This window comes from Phaeovulum sp. (assembly GCF_030684035.1).
GTDB lineage: Bacteria > Pseudomonadota > Alphaproteobacteria > Rhodobacterales > Rhodobacteraceae > UBA6213.
Window position 1 is genome coordinate 22,900 of sequence record NZ_JAUXPI010000057.1, and the last position, 21,858, is coordinate 44,757.

General features: G+C 64.3%; 19 protein-coding genes and 1 tRNA gene. 12 read left to right on the forward strand and 8 right to left on the reverse strand.

Going from position 1 to position 21,858, the window contains the following annotated elements:
* Positions 1-30: 30 nt before the first annotated feature.
* The 3 genes from rpoH (at position 31) to Q8J98_RS12795 (ending at position 3,562) form a co-directional block, all read left to right on the forward strand.
* Positions 31-930, forward strand: coding sequence for an RNA polymerase sigma factor RpoH (gene rpoH, locus Q8J98_RS12785; RefSeq protein ID WP_305183800.1), 900 nt, complete (start codon positions 31-33; stop codon positions 928-930).
* Positions 931-1,072: 142 nt separating this feature from the next.
* Positions 1,073-2,050 carry a Gfo/Idh/MocA family protein gene (locus tag Q8J98_RS12790; protein WP_305294694.1) on the forward strand — a complete coding sequence of 326 codons (978 nt, stop codon included), beginning with the start codon at positions 1,073-1,075 and terminating at the stop codon, positions 2,048-2,050.
* Between the two features lie 69 nt (positions 2,051-2,119).
* On the forward strand, positions 2,120-3,562 hold the full coding sequence (locus Q8J98_RS12795; protein ID WP_305294695.1) for a class I adenylate-forming enzyme family protein: 1,443 nt from the start codon (positions 2,120-2,122) through the stop codon (positions 3,560-3,562).
* A gap of 63 nt (positions 3,563-3,625) precedes the next feature.
* On the opposite strand, the gene Q8J98_RS12800 is transcribed toward Q8J98_RS12795, so the two are convergent.
* The 3 genes from Q8J98_RS12800 to Q8J98_RS12810 all read right to left on the reverse strand — a co-directional run bounded on the left by Q8J98_RS12800 (position 3,626) and on the right by Q8J98_RS12810 (position 7,259).
* Positions 3,626-4,177 carry an outer membrane protein gene (locus tag Q8J98_RS12800; protein WP_305294696.1) on the reverse strand — a complete coding sequence of 184 codons (552 nt, stop codon included), beginning with the start codon at positions 4,175-4,177 and terminating at the stop codon, positions 3,626-3,628.
* An 82-nt stretch (positions 4,178-4,259) separates the two neighbouring features.
* Positions 4,260-5,438 (reverse strand): dipeptidase, encoded by a 1,179-nt coding sequence (locus tag Q8J98_RS12805; protein ID WP_305294698.1) that lies wholly within the window; start codon positions 5,436-5,438, stop codon positions 4,260-4,262.
* A gap of 3 nt (positions 5,439-5,441) precedes the next feature.
* Entirely contained in the window at positions 5,442-7,259 is a 1,818-nt protein-coding gene (locus tag Q8J98_RS12810; RefSeq protein WP_305294699.1) for a M3 family oligoendopeptidase, read from the reverse strand.
* A 211-nt stretch (positions 7,260-7,470) separates the two neighbouring features.
* On the opposite strand from Q8J98_RS12810, the gene Q8J98_RS12815 reads away from it, so the two are divergent.
* The 5 genes from Q8J98_RS12815 to Q8J98_RS12835 all read left to right on the forward strand — a co-directional run bounded on the left by Q8J98_RS12815 (position 7,471) and on the right by Q8J98_RS12835 (position 12,463).
* Complete coding sequence (locus Q8J98_RS12815; RefSeq protein ID WP_305294700.1) at positions 7,471-8,886, forward strand: circularly permuted type 2 ATP-grasp protein; 1,416 nt, start codon at positions 7,471-7,473, stop codon at positions 8,884-8,886.
* Between the two features lie 4 nt (positions 8,887-8,890).
* Positions 8,891-9,844: an alpha-E domain-containing protein gene (locus tag Q8J98_RS12820; RefSeq protein WP_305294701.1), complete on the forward strand. Its 954-nt coding sequence runs from the start codon at positions 8,891-8,893 to the stop codon at positions 9,842-9,844.
* Positions 9,841-10,653 carry a transglutaminase family protein gene (locus tag Q8J98_RS12825; RefSeq protein ID WP_305294702.1) on the forward strand — a complete coding sequence of 271 codons (813 nt, stop codon included), beginning with the start codon at positions 9,841-9,843 and terminating at the stop codon, positions 10,651-10,653. The genes Q8J98_RS12820 and Q8J98_RS12825 overlap by 4 nt, the downstream gene beginning before the upstream one ends.
* A gap of 33 nt (positions 10,654-10,686) precedes the next feature.
* Positions 10,687-11,412, forward strand: coding sequence for a peptidase (locus Q8J98_RS12830; RefSeq protein ID WP_305294703.1), 726 nt, complete (start codon positions 10,687-10,689; stop codon positions 11,410-11,412).
* A 205-nt stretch (positions 11,413-11,617) separates the two neighbouring features.
* Positions 11,618-12,463, forward strand: coding sequence for a hypothetical protein (locus Q8J98_RS12835; protein WP_305294704.1), 846 nt, complete (start codon positions 11,618-11,620; stop codon positions 12,461-12,463).
* Positions 12,464-12,587: 124 nt separating this feature from the next.
* On the opposite strand, the gene serS is transcribed toward Q8J98_RS12835, so the two are convergent.
* Positions 12,588-13,877, reverse strand: a complete 1,290-nt coding sequence (gene serS, locus Q8J98_RS12840; RefSeq protein ID WP_305294705.1) for a serine--tRNA ligase — start codon at positions 13,875-13,877, stop codon at positions 12,588-12,590.
* Between the two features lie 146 nt (positions 13,878-14,023).
* Here serS and Q8J98_RS12845 point away from each other — a divergent pair, with 146 nt between their 5' ends.
* Positions 14,024-14,236, forward strand: coding sequence for a hypothetical protein (locus Q8J98_RS12845; protein WP_305183812.1), 213 nt, complete (start codon positions 14,024-14,026; stop codon positions 14,234-14,236).
* 11 nt (positions 14,237-14,247) lie between these two features.
* On the opposite strand, the gene Q8J98_RS12850 is transcribed toward Q8J98_RS12845, so the two are convergent.
* Positions 14,248-14,532, reverse strand: a complete 285-nt coding sequence (locus tag Q8J98_RS12850) for a helix-turn-helix transcriptional regulator (RefSeq protein WP_305294726.1) — start codon at positions 14,530-14,532, stop codon at positions 14,248-14,250.
* A 569-nt stretch (positions 14,533-15,101) separates the two neighbouring features.
* On the opposite strand from Q8J98_RS12850, the gene Q8J98_RS12855 reads away from it, so the two are divergent.
* The gene (locus tag Q8J98_RS12855; RefSeq protein ID WP_305294706.1) at positions 15,102-16,349 is read left to right on the forward strand and encodes a glycerate kinase; all 1,248 of its coding nucleotides are present in this window, start codon (positions 15,102-15,104) and stop codon (positions 16,347-16,349) included.
* Positions 16,350-16,447: 98 nt separating this feature from the next.
* Here the strand turns inward: Q8J98_RS12855 and Q8J98_RS12860 are convergent, their stop codons facing one another.
* The 3 genes from Q8J98_RS12860 to Q8J98_RS12870 form a co-directional block, all read right to left on the reverse strand.
* Complete coding sequence (locus tag Q8J98_RS12860; protein WP_305294707.1) at positions 16,448-16,609, reverse strand: hypothetical protein; 162 nt, start codon at positions 16,607-16,609, stop codon at positions 16,448-16,450.
* Positions 16,610-16,699: 90 nt separating this feature from the next.
* Positions 16,700-17,140: a disulfide bond formation protein B gene (locus Q8J98_RS12865; protein WP_305294727.1), complete on the reverse strand. Its 441-nt coding sequence runs from the start codon at positions 17,138-17,140 to the stop codon at positions 16,700-16,702.
* 50 nt (positions 17,141-17,190) lie between these two features.
* The gene (locus tag Q8J98_RS12870) at positions 17,191-17,769 is read right to left on the reverse strand and encodes a YqaA family protein (RefSeq protein ID WP_305294728.1); all 579 of its coding nucleotides are present in this window, start codon (positions 17,767-17,769) and stop codon (positions 17,191-17,193) included.
* A 115-nt stretch (positions 17,770-17,884) separates the two neighbouring features.
* Here Q8J98_RS12870 and Q8J98_RS12875 point away from each other — a divergent pair.
* Together Q8J98_RS12875 and Q8J98_RS12880 are read left to right on the forward strand one after the other, a co-directional pair.
* A tRNA-Leu gene (locus Q8J98_RS12875) sits at positions 17,885-17,968 on the forward strand.
* 826 nt (positions 17,969-18,794) lie between these two features.
* Positions 18,795-21,830: a Hint domain-containing protein gene (locus Q8J98_RS12880; RefSeq protein WP_305294708.1), complete on the forward strand. Its 3,036-nt coding sequence runs from the start codon at positions 18,795-18,797 to the stop codon at positions 21,828-21,830.
* Positions 21,831-21,858 lie beyond the last annotated feature (28 nt).

Here is a 21,858-nt window from a genome sequence, read left to right on the forward strand (position 1 = left end):
TTGATCCTCGATCAGGGAGAAAGGTCGGAAATGGCCAGTTACGCAAACCTTCCGGCACCGAGTCCGGAGCAAGGGATGAACCGCTACCTGCAGGAGATCCGCAAGTTTCCGCTGCTGGAGCCGGAAACGGAATACATGCTGGCCAAACGCTGGGTGGACCATCAGGATGCCGCCGCGGCGCACCGGATGGTGACGAGCCACCTGCGCCTTGCCGCGAAAATCGCCATGGGCTACCGCGGCTATGGTCTGCCGCAAGCCGAGGTGATTTCCGAGGCGAACGTCGGGCTGATGCAGGCGGTCAAACGCTTTGACCCCGAGCGTGGATTTCGGCTTGCGACCTATGCGATGTGGTGGATACGTGCCTCCATTCAGGAATACATCCTGCGTTCCTGGAGCCTGGTGAAGCTTGGTACGACCTCGGCGCAGAAAAAGCTGTTCTTCAACCTGCGCAAGGCGAAAAGCCGGATCGGCGCGCTGGAAGAGGGTGATCTGCGCCCCGAGCATGTCGCCCGCATCGCCCATGATCTGAGCGTCACCGAAGCCGAAGTCGTGGCGATGAACCGCCGCCTGTCGGGCGGCGATGCCTCGCTCAATGCGCAGGTCGGCTCTGCCGATGGCGACGGTTCGACCCAGTGGCAGGACTGGCTTGAGGATGAAAGCACCAACACCGCCGAGGCCTATGCCGAGGCCGACGAGCTGGGTGCGCGCCGCGCCATGCTGGTTGCCGCGATGGATGTGCTGAACGAGCGCGAGCGTGATATTCTGGCACAGCGGCGGTTGCGCGATGATCCGGTGACGCTGGAAGAGCTTTCGGCGCAGTATGAGGTTTCGCGCGAGCGGATCCGCCAGATCGAGGTGCGCGCCTTCGAGAAGTTGCAGGACCGGATGCGGGTGTTGGCACGCGAAAAGGGCATGCTGGTGCCTGCCTGAGTGCAGGCGGGCCTTGCGCAAGTGACGCCCGCCCGTGCCTTCGCCCGGGCGGGCTTTGTTTTTTCCCGCCGGTCGCTCCGCGCTTTCCATTTCACCGCCACGGGGTTAGCTTTCGCGTGGGATGCGGCGGGAAGGGGCTAGCATGAAACCGGTGAACTGGGGCATTCTTGGTGCGGCGAAATTTGCGCGCGAGCAGATGGGGCCAGCAATTCATGCGGCGCGGGGGGCGCGGCTGGTAGCGCTTGCGACTTCGGCAGCGGCGCGCGCTGAACCTTTCCGCGACTTTTGCCCCGATCTTTTGGTGCACGGAAGTTATGAGGCGCTGCTCGCCGACCCGGCGATTGACGCGGTCTATATTCCGCTGCCGAACCATCTGCATGTCGAATGGTCGCTGAAGGCGCTGGCGGCGGGCAAGCATGTGCTTTGCGAAAAGCCGGTGGCAATGACGCTGGCCGAGCTTGACGCGCTGATCGCGGCGCGCGATGCCTCGGGGTTGCTGGCCGCCGAGGCTTACATGATCGTCCATCATCCGCAGTGGCAGCGGGTGCGCGACTGGATCGCGGCGGGCGAGATTGGCCGCGTCGAACATGCCGATGCGCATTTCAGCTACGACAACCGTGCCGACCCCGGCAACATCCGCAACAGTGCGGAAATGGGCGGCGGCAGCATCCGCGACATCGGGGTTTACATCTACAGCTCGGTGCGCTTTGCCACCGGGGCAGAGCCGGAGGCGCTTTCAGCGCGGATCCGGCGCGAAAACGGCGTTGATACCTGGGCGGCGGTTTCGGGTGACTTTGCGGGGCCGCAGGGGCGGTTCAGCTATACCGGCCTCACCTCGATGCGGCTTTATCCGCGCCAGGAAGTGGTGTTTCAGGGCGAGCGCGGGTTGATCCGGCTGACTGCGCCGTTCAACCCCGCCGTATTCGGCGACGCGCACATTGAAATGCGCCGCCGTGGCTTGCCGGATCTGGTCGAACATTTTCCCGCCGCGCGGCAGTATGTGCTTCAGGTCGAGGCCTTCGGGCGCAGCCTGCGCGAGGGCGCGCCCTACCCTTGGCGGCTGGAAGATGCGCGCGGCACGCAGGCGATGATCGAAATGGTGTTCGCCAGCGAGGTCTGAACCGCGCACCGCTTGCTCGCTCTGGCGAGGCGGTATCTACTGCGCGCATCAAGGCTCAAGGGGGCACAGATGCGGCTGATTACGGCATTTTGCGAAACGGCACGGCGTTTTCCCGACAAGGTCGCGTTGATTACCGAGAAAAGTCAGCTCAGCTTCAGCGAAATCCTGCAAGTGGCAAAGGCCTGCGAGGCTGCGCTTCTGGCGCGCGGGCTGCGGGGCGGCATGCGCATCGTGCTCACCTCGGAGCGGCCCGAATTTGCCATCGCCTTTGCCCTGCTGCTCAGTCGGCATTCGCTGACAGTGATCTTTGCATCGGCGCGCTTGGTGCACGAGGCGGGCATTGCCTACGATCTGGCGGTGGGCACCGAAACATCACCGCTGTTGCCAGCGGAAAGCCAGGTGGTGGTCGAACCGGGCTGGTTCGGCACCGTGCCGCAAGCGTCGCTTGACGGCTTCGAGCAGGCCGGGGGCGATGGCGGGGCGTTTGTCATTGCCACGTCGGGCAGCACCGGGCTGCCGAAGTTCGTGGTGACCGGCGAGGCCGCGCAGATGCGCAACTTCATGGGCATCGACTACTGGCGCGCCGATCCGGCCGCACCGGACATGCGCCTGCTGATAACCGTTTCGATGCAGATGCTATGGGCGATCGCCGCCAATTTTCGGGTCTTGCTTGCCGGCGGCAGCGTGGTGGCGCTGAGCGAGCACCGCAACCGGCCGCTGCAATATATCGATCTCGCCCGCGTCAGCCATCTGGAAACCACACCGGTGGTGATCCGCCAGATGCTCGAGGTTGCCAATGCGGCGCAATACCTGACTGCGCTGCGCTCGATCGTGGTCGGGGGCGCATTTGCCAGCACCGAGTTGATGGCGCGCATCGCCGAGAAAACCGCGGCGACAATTGATGTGGCCTATGGCACCTCGGAATTTGGCGCGCTGTGTCTGGCGCGGTTCGACCCCGCAAGCCCGCATGGCGAGGGTTATCTGGGCGAGATTTTCCGCTCCGATATCGAAATTGCGTTCTTCGACGAGGCGCTGCGGCCCTTGCCGGGCGCGTCGGAAGGGGTGGTGGGTTTTCGCAGCTTGCGCGGCGATGCCCCCGGAACCTATCTGAAATCGGGCGCGGACGCGGCGCAGAAAGGCTTTCCGGGGGGCTATTTCTTTCCCGGCGATGTGATGCGCCGGGTCGGCAACCACCTTTACCTGATAGGAAGGATCAAGAACATCATCAACGTCGGCGGCAACAAGATTGCCCTTGAGGCAGTGCAGGTGGCGCTGGAGGCGGCGCTGAATGTTGATGCGCTCGCCTGTCTGGCAAGGACTGATGCGATGGGGCTTGAGGAGTTGCTGGTGGTGCACACCGGGCCGGAGCCGATTGCACCGCTGGCCGCACAGGCGGTTCTCGATCAGCATTTTCCCGGCCTGCACCTTGGCCGCATCCTGCACCGCGAGGCGCTGCCGGTCACCGCAGGGGGCAAGGTCGATCTGAACGCGCTGCGCAGCGAACTGCTCTGATTGGGCCGAGCGAAATGCGAAGGCCCGCCTTCGGGGCGGGCCAGGCAAGCCATCTGCTCAGGCTCAGAAGCGCAGACCGGCGCGGATCGACAGGGTGGTCATCGGCCGGGTGTCGAGATAGCCAAGACCGCTATCGTCAACAATGTTGCGTGCCAGCAACTCGGCACCAACAAACATCCGGTCATTCACCCCATAGTCGAGCCCGACGCCGTAGTTGAGGCCGTGGAAATTGTTGCTGGCAGCCTCATATTGGGAAGTGCCCGCACTGTAGCCGACCAAGGCATAAACAAGCATGCTGCCATAGGTGGTGCCAAGACGCAGTTTCAGATCTGCGAGGCTCTTGAGGTAGTCATCGAGGTTGCTGGTAACAACCTCTCCAAGCGTGACGGCAAGTTCGCCGCCCAAAACCAGGTTGCCAAACGGCACGTTGTAGCCCGCAAAGAGCTGCGCGTTGCCACCATTGAAATCGCCATAGTTGGCATTGTAATTGAAGCCACCGCCGGAAAGGCCGACCGCGCCGCCGACATAGGCACCACTCCACTGCTGCGCTGCGGCTGGCGCGGCGACGCTGCCAAGTGCGATAGCCGATACGACGGCGGTTTTCAGACCCTTCATCTCAGCGACTCCCAAAGCTCGGTTTGTCGGCATTCTAGCAGATGCGCGCCGGGCTGTCCTGCCGAAATCGGGGCATTCGGGGTCAATCCGGCAGGTTTTCGGCCAGATAGCGCGCCATGTTGCCGCCCATCACCTTGGCAATCACCCGCGTGTGCAGGCCCGAATCGAGAAGCGCCTGGGTGAGCACCGCCAGCCGCGAGACATCGAACCCGGTCAGCACCGCGCCGTCGAAATCGGAGCCGAGCGCCACGTTGTCTTCGCCCAGCACCTCGACCGCGGTAAAGATCGCATGGGCGACGCCCGCGGGCGAGGCGTCGCAGGTTGCCTCGTCCCAAAAACCGATGCCGACGATGCCGCCCTTGGCCACAACGGCCTGCAACAGATCATCCGGCACGTTGCGGGGGGTTTCGCAGTGGCTGCGGATGCCGGTGTGCGACACGATCGGGCGGCTGCCCTCGATCGCCAGCACATCAAGCAGCATCTGCGGGCTGGCATGGGCAAGGTCGATGATCATCTGCCGGGCCACCATTTCCCGCACCACCGCGCGGCCAAAATCGGTCAGTCCCGCTTCGGCACCGCCATCGCCATGCAGCGAACCGCCAAGCTCGTTGTCGAAGAAATGGGTGAGGCCCATGAGCCTGAAACCCGCATCCCAAAGCCGCCCGAGGTTGGCAATGTCGCCTTCCAGCGCGTGGCCGCCCTCGGCACCCAGAATGCCGCCGACGATCTGGCTGCCCGAAGCCCGCGCCGCCAGCACCGCCGCGAGGTCGGCCTTGGAGCGGATCACCTTCAGTTCCTCCGGCGCCGCCCTGGCGGTCGCGTTGAGCCGCGCCGCCTGGTCAAGTGCGCGCTCGGTCAGGCTGAACCAGGTGCGCGGGGGCCGCAGCTCGGCGATCATCAGCAAGGTGATGTCGTCGGGGGCATCGGCAAGGTTATGTTCATAATTCAGCCCGCGCGGGCTTTTGGTGACGGTGGTGAACACCTGCAATGCCACATTGCCGACCCGCAAGCGTGGCAGGTCCATATGGCCGCGGTCCCAGTGCTGGCGCAGGTCGCGGTCCCACAGGAGCGAATCCGAATGCCAATCGCCGATGATCAGGCTGTCGTGGAACGCCTGCCCTTCGGGTGTCACTTCCCAGGGCCAGGAGAGGGTGCGGTTCATGCCGCGTTCGACAATTCCCGGAGCGAGCGCAAAAAACCCCGCCGCTCCCGCCAGCACCAGCGCGCCGGTACCGCCCGCGACCCAACGCCAGATGCGCATGCCTCAGCCCTCCATTGCTTCCAGCTCGTCGATCATGCTTGCGATCATGCCAAGCCCCTTGCCCCAGAACGTCGGGTCAGAGGCATCGAGACCGAAGGGCGCGAGCAGGTCCTTGTGGTGTTTCGATCCACCCGCCTTGAGCATCTCGAAGTATTTCGCCTGAAAATCCGGCAGGCCCTCGGCATAGGCGGCATAAAGCGCGTTCACCAGACCGTCGCCGAAGGCATAGGCATAGACGTAAAACGGCGAATGCACGAAATGCGGAATATAGGCCCAGAAGGCTTCATAACCCGGCATGAATTCGAACGCGGGTCCAAGGCTTTCGGCCTGCACGCTCATCCAGAGCGCGTTGATGCCATCCGGGGTCAGTTCGCCCTCAGCGCGCGCCGCGTGCAACTTGCACTCGAAATCGTAAAAGGCGATCTGGCGGACCACGGTGTTGATCTGGTCCTCAACCTTGCCGGCAAGCAGTTGCTTGCGCTCGGCCGGGGTTTTTGCCGCATCGAGCAGGCGGCGGAAGGTGAGCATTTCACCGAATACGCTGGCGGTTTCGGCAACCGTAAGCGGCGTGGGGGCCAGCGTTTCGCCCTGCGGTGCGGCCAGCACCTGATGCACGCCGTGGCCAAGTTCGTGCGCCAGCGTCATCACGTCGCGCGGCTTGCCGAGGTAGTTCAACAGCACATAGGGGTGGACGGTGGTCACAGTGGGGTGCGCGAAGGCTCCGGGTGCCTTGCCCGGCTTTACCGCAGCATCGATCCAGCCCCGCTTGAAGAAGGGTTCCGCGATGGCCGCCATTTCCGGCGAAAAACCGGCATAGGCGGCAAGCACGGTCTCGCGCGCCTCATCCCAGCCGATCAGGCGGGGGGCCTCGGTAGGCAGCGGCGCGTTCCGGTCCCAGACCTGCAACTTTTCCAGCCCCAGCCACTTGGCCTTGAGCGTGTAGTAGCGGTGTGAAAGCCGCGGGTAGGCCGCCACCACCGCGTCGCGCAGCGCTGCGACCACTTCCGGCTCGACATGGTTGGAAAGGTGGCGCGAAAACTGCGGGTTCGGCATCTTGCGCCAGCGGTCCTCGATTTCCTTTTCCTTGGCGAGCGTGTTGTGGACCCGGGCAAAAAGCTTGATCTGCCCGGCGAAGCCGTCGGCCAAGGCCCGCGCCCCCGCCTCGCGGCGGCTGCGGTCGTGGTCGGTCATGAGATCAAGCGTGGCTTCAAGGCTCTGGCTTTCACCCGCAACGCTGAAGGTCATGCCCGCAAGCTGTTCGTCAAAGAGCCGGTTCCATGCGGCCGAGCCGACCACCGACTGGTCATGCAGGAACCTCTCCAACTCGTCCGAAAGCTGGTAGGGGCGCATCGCGCGAAGCCGGTCGAAGGCGGGTTTGAAGCGAGCCACTGCGGGGTCGGCGAACACCGCCTGATACTGTGCCTCGTCGATGCGATTGAACTCGAGGCCAAAGAACACCAGCGGCGTGGTGAATGTGGTGATCTTGTCCTGAAGGTCGGCCATCTGCTTGGCGCGCGCGGCATCAAGCGTGTTCTGGTAATAGCGCAGGCCGGCATACGACATCAGCCGCCCGGCGATGTTTTCGATTGCCTCGTTGCGGGCAATACACTTTGCCATGCCAGCCGCGTCGAGCGCCGCCAGCTTGCCCTCGTAATCTTTGGCGAAACTGGCGCAGGCGGTTTCAAGCCAGCCCATGTCGCGGCCAATTTCGGCGGCGTCGGGGGCGGCATAGAGGTCGGACAAGTCCCATTCGGGCAGGTTTCCGAAGGCGTTGTGGCCCGCAGTCGTGGCGGCGGCGTGCAGGGGTCGGGGCAGGGGCATGGCGTCCTCATCTCAATTTGCCCGCCCAGATAGGCGCTTGGCGGTGGCGGGCGCAAGGGGCGGAGCCGATGCAAGGTCTGCCTTGAATTTCAGCACATGCACGCGAAAGCGGCAACATTGACGCTGCCACGCCCCGCAGCCCAGGTTCGGCGCTTTCCCTGCAACAGATGGCTGCCTAATACTTGCCCAAAGGCCGGAGGAATCAGCCGTCATGGCGATCGAGTTTTTCAACGAAATGTATCAGGGCAGCCAGGTGCGTGCCCCCTACGCGCGGCTTGAAGACTGGATGCGGGCGATGCCTGCCGAATTCCGGCAGATGAAGCAGGCCGAAGCCGAGGCGCTGTTTCGCCGCATCGGCATTACCTTCGCGGTCTATGGCGAGGGCGGAGACCCTGACAGGCTCATTCCCTTCGACATGTTTCCCCGGGTTTTCACCCAGGTCGAGTGGCACCGCCTTGAGCGCGGCATCAAGCAGCGGGCGCGGGCGCTGAACGCCTTTTTGCTCGATGTCTATGGCCGAGGTGAAATCATCCGCGCCGGGCGCATTCCTGCCCGGCTGGTCTATCAGAATGCCGCCTACGAACGCGCCGTGGCCGGGTTCACGCCGCCGCGCGGGGTCTATTCGCATATCGTCGGCATCGATCTGGTGCGCACCGGGCCGGACGACTTTTTCGTGCTTGAGGATAACTGCCGCACGCCTTCGGGGGTCTCCTACATGCTGGAGAACCGCGAGATCATGATGCGGATGTTCCCGGCGCTGTTTCGTGAAAACCGCATCGAGCCGGTCGATGGCTACCCCGACCTCTTGCGCCGCACGCTGGCTTCGGTGGCCCCGGCAAAATGCGAGGGCGAGCCGGTGGTGGTGATCCTGACCCCGGGGCATTTCAACTCGGCCTATTACGAACATTCGTTTCTGGCCGACCTGATGGGGGTGGAACTGGTTGAGGGGGCTGACCTTTTTGTTGAAGGCGGCTTCGTGTGGATGCGCACTACCGAGGGTCCGAAAAAGGTGGATGTCATCTACCGGCGCATCGATGATGCCTACCTTGACCCGCTCTGCTTTCGCCCGGATTCGATGCTGGGCATTGCCGGGCTGATGGATGTCTATCGTTCGGGCGGGGTTTCGATTGCCTCGGCACCCGGTGCCGGGGTGGCGGATGACAAGGCGATCTATACCTTTGTGCCCGAGATGATCCGTTTCTACCTTGGCGAAGAGCCGGTGCTGCAAAACGTGCCGACCTGGCAGTGCGGCAAGCCCGACGATCTTGGCCATGTGCTCGATCATCTGGCGGAACTGGTGGTGAAAGAGGTGCATGGCTCGGGCGGCTACGGCATGCTCGTCGGCCCCCGGTCGAGCGCGGCGCAGCTTGAGGCGTTTCGCGCGCGGGTGATTGCCAACCCGGGCAATTACATCGCACAGCCGACGCTGGCGCTTTCGACCACACCGACGTTTGTCAACGAAGGCATCGCACCGCGCCATGTCGATCTTCGCCCCTATTGCCTTGTGGGCGAGCGCATCGAACTGGTGCCCGGCGGTCTGACCCGGGTTGCGCTGACCGATGGCAGTCTGGTGGTGAACTCGTCGCAGGGCGGCGGGGTGAAAGATACCTGGGTTCTGGCGGAGTGATGCGATGCTGAGCCGCACGGCGGAAAACCTGTTCTGGATCGCGCGCTACATCGAGCGGGCCGAAACCATGGCGCGGCTGCTGGAGGTGGGGGGGCGGATCGCGCTGATGCCGCAGGCGGGCCACGGCTACCGCAACGAATGGGACAGTCTGCTGCGCGCCTCTGGCACCGCCTCGGGGTTTGCGCAAAAATACGGCGACCCGGTGCAGCGCAACATCGAAAGCTATCTGTTCTTCGACCGCGACAATCCCTCGTCGGTTGCCTCCTGCATCGAGAAGGCACGCGAGAACGGCCGCATCGTGCGCACCGCGCTGACCACGCAGGTATGGGATGCGCTGAATGCCGCGTTTCAGGAAATGCGCGCGCTGGAACGCAGGCCGCGCTCGGAACTGGAACTGACGCAACTGACCGAATGGACGATGCGCCATACCGCGATGTTGCGCGGTGCCATTGACGCCACCTTGCTGCGCAACGATGGCTATCATTTTCTCGGCCTCGGCTTTGCGCTTGAACGCGCCGACAACACCGCGCGGCTGCTCGACGTGAAATACTATGTTCTGCTGCCGCGCGTCGATCTGGTCGGCTCGGGGCTGGACAACTACCAGTGGCAAACGCTGCTGCGGGCGCTTTCCTCGCACCGCGCCTTTCACTGGGCTTACGGTGGCGAGATCACTGCGGGCAAGATCGCGCATTTCCTGATCCTGAACCGGCAAAGCCCGCGGTCGCTGATGACCGCCACCGGCGAGGCGGTGGGCCACCTTGACGCGCTCGCACTGGCTTACGGTTGCGCGACACCCGCGCAAGAGCGCGCGCGCAGGCTTTTGCGCCAGCTTGAGACGACCTCGGTCGAGGACGTGTTCGAGGAAGGGCTGCACGAGTTTCTGACCCGCTTTGTGCAGGACGTGGGCGGACTGGCCGCACTTGTGCAGGAAAACTATCTGAGCGGAGAGGCACGATGATCCTGACTGTCAGCCATGCAACCACCTACCGCTATTCGGCACCGATGCGTGGCGCGGTGCAAAGCCTGCGGCTTACGCCCTCGCGCTTTGACGGGCAGGCCGCGCGCGAATGGCAGGTCGAGGTTGAGGGCGGCATTCGCGGCGGCAGCTTTCGCGATGGCGCGGGGGATCGTGTGGAAGGCTGGTCGGTGCGCGGACCGGTGCGCGAGGTGACGGTGCGGGTCAGTGGCCAGGTTGAAACCCGCGATCTGCACGGCGTGCTGGCTGGCCACCGTGAAACCGTTCCCGCCGAGGCCTACCTGTGCGCCAGCACGCCGACCGAGCCCGATGCAGCACTTGTGGCGCTTGCACAGGAGGCGGCGGCGGGCGCGAGCGACGCGCTCGACCGCGCACATCTGCTTGCCGCTGCGGTGCGCGCCGCCATCGCCTACCGCCCCGGTGCAACGCACGCCCATACCACCGCCGCCGAGGCGCTGGCGCTTGGCGAGGGGGTTTGCCAGGATCACGCCCACGCGCTGATTGCCAGCGCCCATGTTGCGGGCTTCGCTGCCCGCTACGTTTCGGGCTATCTGTTCAGCGATGCGGCGGCGGGCGCGCAGGAAGCGGCGCATGCCTGGGCCGAAATCTGGGTTAATGGCCTGGGCTGGATCGGTTTTGACGCGGCCAACGCCTGTTGCCCCGATGATCGCTACATTCGCCTCGGATCAGGCCGCGATGCGCAAGAGGCCGCGCCAATCAAGGGCTTGGCCATGGGCCCCGGCAGCGAAAGCCTGGAGGTCGCGGTTGCAGTCGGCGCAAGCCAGCAATAACGTTGCCGCGAACAAACGGGCCGGGGACCACAGATGACCTATTGCGTGGGGCTGTTGCTGAACGAAGGCATGGTGCTTTTGTCCGATACCCGCACCAATGCCGGGCTCGACAACATCGCCACCTACACCAAGATGTTCAGCTTTGAAGATCCGGGCGAGCGGGTCGTGACAATTCTCACTGCGGGCAGCCTTTCGGTCACGCAAACCACCATGGCGCGGCTGCGCGAGGCGATCGACGCGCCCGAGGCCAGCGCCGAAAGCTCGATCATGCTGGCACCGACCATGCTCAAGGTCGCCGAAATCCTTGGCAACACGCTGGCAGGGGTGCGCGCCGACATCGACGGCAAGATGAACGCGGCAAAAAGCTCGGCCACCGCCTCGATGATCGTGGCCGGCCAGCGCGCGGGCGGGGCGATGCGGCTGTTTCTGATTTATCCCGAAGGCAATTTCATCGAGGCGACCGAAGACACGCCCTTCTTGCAGATCGGCGAACACAAATACGGCAAACCTATTCTCGACCGCGTGGTAAAGCCCTCGACCAGCCTTTCGGACGCGCAAAAGGCGGTGCTCCTGTCGATGGACAGCACCCTGCGCTCGAACCTCTCGGTAGGCATGCCGCTGGACCTTGCGGTGATCGCGCGCGACGCCTGCCGGGTGACCATGCGGCGGCGCATCGAAGCGGGCGACGCCGATTTTGCCGCGATGAGCGAGGCCTGGTCAAAGGCGCTGCGCGATGGCTTCAGCCGCATCACGCTTTGAGGCGGTGTGGCTTTCATCGGGTTTTATGCGCGGGTGCGGGTTCTGCGCGCGGCAGCAAGGGGCGAGCGGTGAATTGCGCAACAAAGGCGAATTATTGCGTCGCCATGCTTGCTCGGTTCCGCTGCGAGCGCTATCGATCTTGAATCAGGGAGTTTTCTTGGGCCGCCCCGAGGGGTGCGCTCGTGCAGCAGCGGGAAACAGGCAGATGAACGCGAGAAATATCTGGCGGCTGGCGCTTGCTATGGCGGGCATCGTGGCGGCATCCGGCGCGCTGGCGCAGGGCTGGCAATCGTCGGTCGAGGCCGGTTTTCAGATGACCGACAGAACCAACACCGTGAACAATGTCATCAACAGCCCGTATTTCGGGGGCTATCTTGCGGGCTACGGCGGCGTGAACCTGGGTCGCGTGGCGCTGGCATTCGACGGGCGCGCCGAATTTACTGATGATCGTGGTTTCAACAATGTGAACGCAACCGGGCCGCTGCATACCGGAGTGGTTGGTGCGCGCGCGGGCACGCGGATTTCCAACCTCTACGTCGGGGCGTTTGCCGGGCTTGGGTTCTTTGACGGCAAGAACTCCGACAGCCCGATGCAGGGCTCCATCTATGGCGTCGAGGCCGAGTATTTCCTTCCCCATGGCGGCTCGCTTTATGCGCAGTTGGGGCAGGCGAGGGCGGTGGGAGCGCCCGGCGACAACGAATTCGAGGGCTACGATTACCGGATCGGCTATCTGATCCAGGTTTCCGACCGCACCACGATTGATGTCAGCGCCGAGCATGCCTATTCGAGCAAGTGCTTTCAGGATTGCGGCGATGCGGGCCGCAACGTGGTGTTCGGGCTCGAGGCGGTTCACCGCCTGACGGATCGCATCGATCTGGTCGGCAGCATCGATTACGCGCATGTCACCACCAACGTGAAGGCCGACCACGTGACATCGATGGATGTGTATGTGGGCGTCCGGGTGCCGCTGGGAGCGCGGCCTACCAGCGCGCTGCGCACGCCGATGGGGGCCTTCCAGGCGGCAAGCTGGATGCACCCGATGGACAACTGATCCGTTCGCTCGCGTAAAGACCTGCCACTCTCGCGTAAAGACCAGCCACTACAGACCTGGGCTTCGCGCTTCGGGCTGCCCTTCTTGGGGCGCTGCGCCGGGCCCGCTGCCGGGCGCAGATCGATCAGGCAAGCACGCCCTCGGCGGTCAGCCGGGTCTTGCCACCGAGATAGGGGTGCAGCGCTGCGGGCAGGCTGACCGAGCCATCTGCCTGCTGGCCGTTTTCCAGCACCGCGATCAGGCAACGCCCGACCGCAAGGCCAGAACCGTTGAGCGTTGCCACGAATTCGGGCTTGCCCCCCGGAGCACGGCAGCGCGCGTTCATCCGGCGCGCCTGAAAGCTGCCGCAAGTGGAAACCGATGAAATCTCGCGGTAGCTGTTCTGCCCCGGCAGCCAGACCTCCAGATCATGCGTCTTTTGGCTGCCAAAACCCATGTCGCCGGTGCAAAGCACGATTGTCCGGTAGGGCAGGCCGAGCCGCTGCAACACCGCCTCGGCGCAGGCGGTCATCCGTTCGTGCTCGGCCAATGCGGTCTCGGGGGTGCAGATCGTCACCATCTCGGCCTTTTCGAACTGGTGCTGGCGCAGCATCCCGGCGGTATCCTTGCCCGCCGACCCGGCTTCGGAGCGGAAACACTGGGTCAGCGCGGTCATCCGGATCGGCAATGCCGCCGCGTCGAGCACTTCACCCGCAACGGTATTGGTCAACGTCACTTCGGCGGTGGGGATAAGCCACCAGCCGTTGGTTGTCTGGTAGCTGTCTTCGGCGAATTTCGGCAGGTTGCCGGTGCCGAACATCGCCTCGTCGCGCACCAATACCGGGGTGATCATTTCGGTCAGCCCGTGTTCATCAATGTGCAGATCGAGCATGAATTGGCCAAGCGCGCGGTGGATGCGCGCGACCCCGCGCGACAATACGACGAAGCGCGCCCCAGAAAGCTTTGCGGCGGTCTCGAAATCCATCGCCTTGGCGACGCCGCCGATCTGGTAATGCTCCAGCGGCTTGAAATCGAATTCGCGCGGGCTGCCCGAGCGGCGGATTTCGACATTGCCCTGCTCGTCGGCACCATCGGGCACCTCGGCATGCGGAAGATTGGGGATCCACATCAGCATGTCGCCCAAGGCGGCGTCTTCGGCGGCCGCCTCGGCGGTGAGCCGCGCGATCTCGGCTTTTTTCTCGGCCACCAGCGCGCGCAGCCGTTCGAATTCGGCTTCGTCGCCGCGTGCCTTGGCGGCACCGACTTCCTTGCTGGCGCGGTTCCGCTCGGCGGCGGCGGTTTCAGCGGCAAGGATCTTGGCGCGCCGGTCCTCGTCGAGCGCCAGGATCGCGGGCGAGGCCGCGGCCAGCCCGCGCCGCGCGAGCGCGGCATCAAAAGCGGCTGGATTTTCGCGGATGGCGCGGATGTCATGCATGGCGGGCCTCGAAGTTCAGGGTCTGGCGCCGCTTTAACCTATTGCAACAGGCGCGAAAAGCCCGCCTGCGACATCGCGGCGCAGACAGTCGGCGCGATTGCGCGTAAACTGAAAAAGCGCCCCCCGGGGGGCGCTTGGAGGGAATCATGAGGAAGATATCGAAAGCCGTTGCCGGTGGCGCACTTGTCGGAGCGCTTCTGGTGCCGAGCTTTGCATTTGCCGAGCCAAGCTGCACAAGCTGGATGGATCAGGGCAACGGCACCAGCTGGAAAACCTGCGTCGGTGATGATGGCAAGCAACGCTGTTACGAAATCAACAATGCCCCGGGCAGCACCTCGCGCGAAGTGACCTGCAGCTGAAGCGCGCCGCCTCAGGGGGCCTTGCAGAATAGCTCGTACACCAGCCCCACCACGCTTTCCGCCTTGGGGTCAGAGAGCGAATAATACATGGTCTTGCCATCGCGGCGGCAGATAACAAGGCCCTCAAGCCGCAGCCGGGCCAGTTGCTGGCTGACCGCCGCCTGCCGCGACTCGAGCAGGTTTTCAAGCTCTGTCACCGATTTCTCGCCCGACGACAGGTAGCACAGAATCATCAGCCGCCCTTCATGCGCGAGCGCCTTGAGGAAGGCCGAAGCCGCTTGCGCGCGGCTGATCATTTCCTCGGGGGCAATCGCAATGCAGCCTTGCTCGGCTTCGTCTGCCGGGGCCGTCTTCGATTTGCTCAGCGTGTCTGCGGCCATGTCCTGCCCACCACGTTCCGTTTGCTCGGTCCCTGTCTGGCACCCGATTTCTTCGCGATAGCATGCGCTGCCCCGCGAATCGAGACAAGAATTTGTGCTGCGCGGTGCCAGATTTCCGGTTTCCCCAAGCGTTGCGCCGGGGCGCACTTCCTGATCGAGATATAGATATTGGAATTGCAATATGTAGCAAATACGCGGTATGTTCATGCTGATGCCGCCGCGACCGTTATACCGGTCGTCGGGTCGGCAACCAACGGTGCGCATCCGGCGGTTTCGCTGTGGCCGCACCGTCGCCGGGGGCTGTGTCGGCGCGGCTGGTTTGATCCTCAGCCAGATCCCGTATGCCGGTGCGCGCCGGGCAGGCCCTCGTGCTGCGGGTTTGCCCTGGGTGACACCGGCATCGGCGCATTCGCCGCGCGGCAATTCCCGCCATTTTCTCGGCACCCGTTTCGTGGCATCACTGCGCGGGCAACGGCGAGGCCGGGATGACGCAGGAATTGCAGGCAAGGGCGCGGGCGGTGTTCGCGGCGGGCGTGGCGGCAGCGGACCCGGCACAGGCCGTTGCGCGGCATCTGCCGCAGGCGCTGGCCGACGCGCCCGAGCCGGGGGGGCGGTGGCGGCTGATCGCGCTTGGCAAGGCCGCGCATGCCATGGCCGGGGCTGCGCTGGCAGCGCTGCCGCGAGGGATTCCGGCACTGGTGGTTACCACGCGCGAGGCGGCAAAACCGCTGGCGGGGGCGGTCGTGCTGGCTGCGGGCCACCCGGTGCCCGATGCCGCAGGCGAAGCGGCGGGGCGCGCGGTCGAGGCGGCGCTGACCGCCGCGATGCCGCAAGACCGGGTGCTGGCGCTGATTTCCGGCGGCGGCTCGGCGCTTTTGCCGACGCCGGTGCCGGGCATCAGCCTTGATGACAAGGCAGCGGTGAACCGCCTCTTGCTCGGCTCGGGTGCCGATATCGGCCAGATGAACCTGGTGCGGCAGGCGCTGTCGCGCTTGAAGGGCGGCGGCTGGCTGCGCGCCTGCCGGGCCCCTATCGTGGCGTTGATCCTGTCGGACGTGCCGGGCGATGATTTGCGGGTGATCGCCTCTGGCCCTACCGTGGCCGCCTTGGGGGGCCGGGCCGAGGCGGTGGGGCTCTGCCGCGCGCTTGGCCTGTGGGCGGCGCTGCCCGCCGCCGTGCGCGCGCATCTGGCCAGCCCCGAAACTGCGGCGGCAGAATTGCCCGCGGCGCGCAACCTGCTGGTGGGGTCGAACGCGCTGTCGCTGGCGGCCATGCAGGCGGAGGGTGCCGAGCTTGCCGATTTTGCGCTGAGCGGTGATGTCGGCGAAATGGCCGCGAAAATTATTGCCACGCTTGGCGCAATGGAGCCGGGGCAGGTGCTGGTGGCGGGGGGCGAAACCACGGTGCGGCTTGTCGGGCGGGGTCTTGGCGGGCGCAATCAGGAGCTGGCCTTGCGGGTGGCGCTGGCGGCCGAGGCGGAGGGGCTTGCGGGTGACTGGGCATTTCTGGCGGGAGGAAGCGACGGGCGCGACGGGCCGACCGACGCAGCGGGTGCGGTGGTCGGGCCGCAGACCCTTCCGGCGATGCGCCGGGCCGGCATCGACCCGGCAAAACGGCTGGCAGACAACGACTCTTACCCGGCGCTCGCGGCGGCCGGGGCGCTGCTTTTTACCGGCGCAACCGGCACCAACGTGGCCGATCTGGCGGTCCTGCTGCGTGGAAAAGAGGGGTAACAGCGCAGGTGGCCCCGCCACCCGCGCCAGTGCTCATTACCCTACAGGCGGGCAGCATAGCGGCCAATTCTGACGAAAGTGTAATGGAGCGTCTCTCGTCAGGTCTTGGCGGTGGCGACGACATCATGCTCTGCCGCTTCGGGCGGCGATGCCGCTGCCACTGTTCCGCGCAACTGCCGCAGGCGGGCCAGCCGCAACGCTTCGCTGCAAGTGGCTATCACGATCAGACTGAGGGCGAGGGAGTCAAAGGTCAGGATCATAGCGGCTCCGGGTCTGGAATGCTGCCTGCGTGACGGGTAATCTTGGCGGCAAAAGGGCCATCGCGTGGCGTTTGCGCCCAGTTTGCCGGCTCAGGCGCGCCGCGCGGCGGCGACCCAGATTGCCATCAGCCCGAGCGAAGCGATGGCGTTCCAGCTTGGCATCGAAATGCCGAACAGGGCCCAGGCGACCTCATCGCAGCGGATCAGCGGTGCCGCCATGATCTGGCTCAGCAGATCCTGCGCAGATTGCCCGTTGAGCGCGCCCGCGGTGCAGGTATCCGGCCCGGCCCAGAATTTCCGCTCGACACCCGTGTGGTAAATGCCGATCGCGGCTGTTGCCGCCGCCGCCGCCGCGCCGGACCACGCCAGCAGAACGCTGGGCCGCCATGCCAGCGCCAGCACCCCGACCGCGACCGCCGCATAATGCGGATAGCGCTGCCACCAGCAAAGCTTGCAAGGCTCGATGCCGAAGGCCTGAAACACCAGCGCCGCCAGCAGCAACCCGGCGGACCCCGCCGCTGCAAGTAGCATCAGCCGCAGTCGTGTTGCTGTAAGCGCGTGGATCAGGCTTCGAATGCTGTTCACAGGTATCTCACGAAATAGAAGCCGCCGATCAGGAGCACGACGAACAGGATGAACAAGACGCCCAGCCGCCGCTCGATGAAATCGCGTATCGGCGCGCCGAACCGCCACAACAAAGCCGCGATCAGGAAAAATCGCAAGGCCCGCGCCACAAACGATACCGTGACAAAGAGCGCGAGGTTCAGCTGCGTTGCCCCCGAAAAGATGGTGATGACCTTGTAGGGAAAGGGCGTGACCCCGGCCGTCAGCACCGCCCAAGCGCCAAATTCGTTGAAGCGCCGCGCCAGATCGTCAAAGCTGCCTTGCGCGCCGTAGAAATCGAGCACCGGACGCCCGACCGCATCCATCAGCCCCCAGCCGATGTAATAGCCAAGCATGCCGCCGGTTACCGAGGCCGCCGTAGCGACCGCCGCAATCAGGAACGCGCGCGAAGGACGCGCCACGATCATCGGGATCATCAGCACGTCGGGCGGGATCGGGAACACCGAGCTTTCGATGAAGGCAATCGCAGCCAGTGCCCAGATTGCGTGGCGGTGTCCGGCAAGCCCGAGCACCCAGTCGTAAAGCCTGCGGATCATCGCCACCGTCGCCACCCTCACCTGCCACCCGCCCCCCAATCGCGCGCGGGGCGCGCGCCGTCAAGCACGCGAGGGTCTTGTCAGCGTGCTTTGGTGGCGATAGAGCAAGTGCCGGGCCCAAGTGGCGAAATGGTAGACGCAGGGGACTCAAAATCCCCCGCCGCGAGGCGTGTCGGTTCGAGTCCGACCTTGGGCACCATGGCCTTGCTTCCAGCGCGTTCCGTTGATGGCGCATGTGTCAGATCACAAACCCTGTTCAGCGCCGATTTGCCGCAGCGTAAAGCAGCATCAGTGCTTTTTGGGCGAATCTGTCACCTCGACCAAAGTGATTCGCCGCAGGAAGACAACCCAAGGAACAGTGAGCGCGAAACGGCGTCTTTGGGTGCGTTGTGGGAACAATCGCCGTTAACCAGATTGCGACTTTTTGTGGGCAGGCGCGGCGGCAGCATTGAAGGCGTTTGTTGCCGGTTCAGAAACAGTCGCCCCAAATCGCTGCGCCGGTTCGCGACGCGAAGCGGAATCCGATCGCCATTAACGGGCTATTATTACTAATCAAAAGTGAAGGTCGCCCGCCATCCGCCGCAAAACCGCGGAAACAATCGCCGGGCAAATGTGGCCGCAACAGGGGGAAACTAGGCAGAGCGCGCCTTGCCGCCGCCGCAGTTGCGCCACGATTGGCGCTTTTTCCCCTTCCGCGCTTTCGGCGCGCGCGGTATCTCTTGGTGGCTCGACTGGGGGGCAATGGCCATGGGGGTGGCCAATGAGTGTGAGGCATCTTCGGATGCCGGGTTTGGTTGGAACGGGGCTGCTGGGAATGGGGCGATCTGCCGCCCCGCGAAACTTCGACAAGCTGACTTGGGCTGAACTGTCGATTGCGGCAGCGTCGAGGTATGCCTGCAACCCTTACCCGCAACCGGGGCCTCACACAGGGATGTGCAAGGGGATTGCCCCTTGCGTGGATCATTGCGGGCGGAGGTGCGCGAACGCGCGCTGCCCCGGTCTCGCGGGACGGTTTGGAGAGTGTGATGACCTATAACTATACCAACTACGCGGTCTATGCCTGGGATCTGGCGAATGTCACCAGCACCGGCGGTACGCTCTTTCCCGATGCGGACAACGGCAAGTCGTCACCTGCCGGCACGACCTTCACGATCGACGCCACTGCGGCGCTGACCAAGATCACGGTCTCCGACAACGACAAGAATTTCAACGATGGCGATACCAGCCAGGATGCGACCGCGGCGGTCGTGCTCGATGGAAAAAGCCACCCCGCAGGCGACATCGCACCGGAATATTCCTATATCGTGCGTCCCGCAGGTTCCAACAATCCGGCTGACAACATCACCGTCTATGCGATCAACATGGGCAACGACGTGATGGGCTTTGTCTCGACCGCGCCGATGCAGCCGGGGCAGACCTATACGGTGCTCAGCCTGCAATCCAACTGCCCGTCGGTTCCCTATTCCAGCCTCGCCACCACGGCGCTGCCGCCGCTGGTCACGCTTGACGGCATTGTTGAAGGCACGGCGGGTGCCGACCTGATCGATTACAACTACACTGGCGACCCGGACGGCGACCGGATTGACCACAATGACGCGATCCTGCCCGGCGAAGCGCCGCAAGATGACATCGTCGAGGCCGGTGCGGGCAACGACACCGTCTTTGCGGGCGAAGGCGATGACAAGGTTTACGGCGAGGCCGGCGATGATCTGCTATATGGCGAAGCCGGCGACGATTACCTTTCCGGCGGCGAAGGCAACGACACGCTCGATGGCGGCACTGGCGACGACACCTTGCTTGGCGGTTCGGGTGACGACAATATCAGTGGCGGAGCCGGGGCTGACCTTGTGTTGGGCGGCGCGGGTGCCGACCTGATTTCAGGCGGTGCCGGTGACGACACGCTTTTTGGCGATAATGCCAGTTGTGTGTTGCCCACAGGCGATTACTTCCCCGAGTGGCAACAAGCAATTTCCAACGTCGTCTTCTATTTTGATACCGACGGCGACGGCGTGGCGGACTACTCGGCCAAGGTTGATGGCTTCCCCAACTCGGGAAGTGCCAAGTTCATCAGCAACGACCTTGATATGTATTATACGCAGATGCGCGACTTCCTGATCGCGAGCGATTCCAGCCTTGATCCCGGCAGCACCGTGATCGGTGTGTCCATCAAAGGCGGCATTCAGCCCACGCAGTATTTCCAGGTTGACGGCAACTCCAACGGTACCGAGCCGGATTCCGGGTCGATCATGAACACCGGGCCGGGCGTCGATTACGAGACTTTCTACAACGACTTCTACACCCATTTCGACCCGGCACTGGTCGGATCCGGCGGTGGTGCCGAGGGTGCCGGAAACGACACCATCTCGGGCGGTGACGGCAATGACGTGATCTTTGGCGAAGGCGGCGACGACAGCATTTCGGGTGATGCGGGTGATGATCGCATCTACGGCGGCGCTGGCAACGACTCGCTGGCGGGCGGCTCCGGCAATGACGTGATCTGGGGCGACTCGGGCGGTGCTTGCGACGCCCCCGGCAACCTGGCGGAACCGCTGACGCTTTCTGCGGCCAATGTCAAATACGGCTCGCAAACCGGTGCAGATGGCTGCGCAAATGCGGGCGACAGCGTCATCTACAAGAACGTGACCGTGACCGAAGACGGGCGCACGGTGATGGCCAAGCTCATTCTGGTTGACCGCTCGTCCGGCCTCAATGTCGATCTGACCGGCGGAGCCGGGAAGGAGATTCTGCTTAACGGCAACAACGATTCGAGCGACGCGGGCAAGACCGCGAGCTTCCGGCTGGAGTTCTACGACCAGACGACCGGCCTGCCGATCGACATTTCCTCGATTGCCACCTTTGGTGACCTCGACAAGACCGCCTTTGCCGAAAAGGTCGGTATTCCCGCCGACCAATTCACCACCTACGGTCTGACCGCCGACACGTCGCTGGCGCTGAATGCGGGCAGCACGATCACCGCCATGGGCACCGAACAGAACGACCCGTCAGACCAGGATGCCTGGTTTTCGGCGGCCTTCGAGAACCGCAGCTTCATCAATTTCACGCTGACCACGCGCGAAGTGAACTCGGGCTTCACGCTCAATGGCGCGGTGATCGATCAGCCGGTGATCGTCGATCTGCACCCCGGCAACGACACGCTTGATGGCGGTGAAGGCGAAGATACGCTTTACGGCGAGGGCGGGAACGACCTGTTGACCGGCGGTGCCGGTGCCGACCATATGTATGGCGGCGACGACCGCGATACCTTCATCGTCGGTTCGGGTGCCGATGGCGCGGGCGATTTCATCGACGGCGGCGAGGGCGGCGACGACTACGACGTGCTCGACCTGACCGGTGCCGGGCCGCTGCGGGTGATTTATGACCCGATGAATGCGGAAAACGGCATTGTCGAGTTCCTCGACGGGGTTGGTGGTCCGGTCAAGGGCACGCTCACATTCAAGAACATCGAGAACGTGATCCCCTGCTTCACCCCGGGTACGCTGGTGGCAACGCCGCGCGGCGAGCTGCCGGTGGAAGAGCTGCGCGCGGGCGACCGGGTGATAACCCGCGACAACGGCATCCAGCAAATCCGCTGGGTCGGCAAACGTTCGCTGAACCGCGCCGAACTCGCCGCAGCACCGCATCTGCGCCCGGTGCTGATCCGGGCTGGCAGCCTTGGCAACGGTCTGCCCGAGCGTGATACGCTGGTCAGCCCGAACCACCGGATGCTGGTCTCCAGTGACCGGACCGCGCTTTACTTCGACGAGCATGAAGTTCTGGTTGCCGCCAAGCATCTGGTTGACAACAAGGGCATTCTGCCGGTCGAAGTGCTGGGCACAAGCTATCTGCACTTCATGTTCGACCGCCACGAGGTGGTTCTGGCCAACGGGGCCTGGACCGAAAGCTTCCAGCCCGGCGACCAAACACTGGGCGGCATGGGCAATGCGCAGCGCAACGAGATTTTCGAGCTGTTCCCGGAACTCAAGACCCGCGAAGGCGTCGAAAACTACTCTGTGGCGCGGCGCACGCTGAAACGGCATGAGGCGGCGCTGCTGGGTCGCTGACCCGGCACGCGCCACCTGGGGGCCGCCC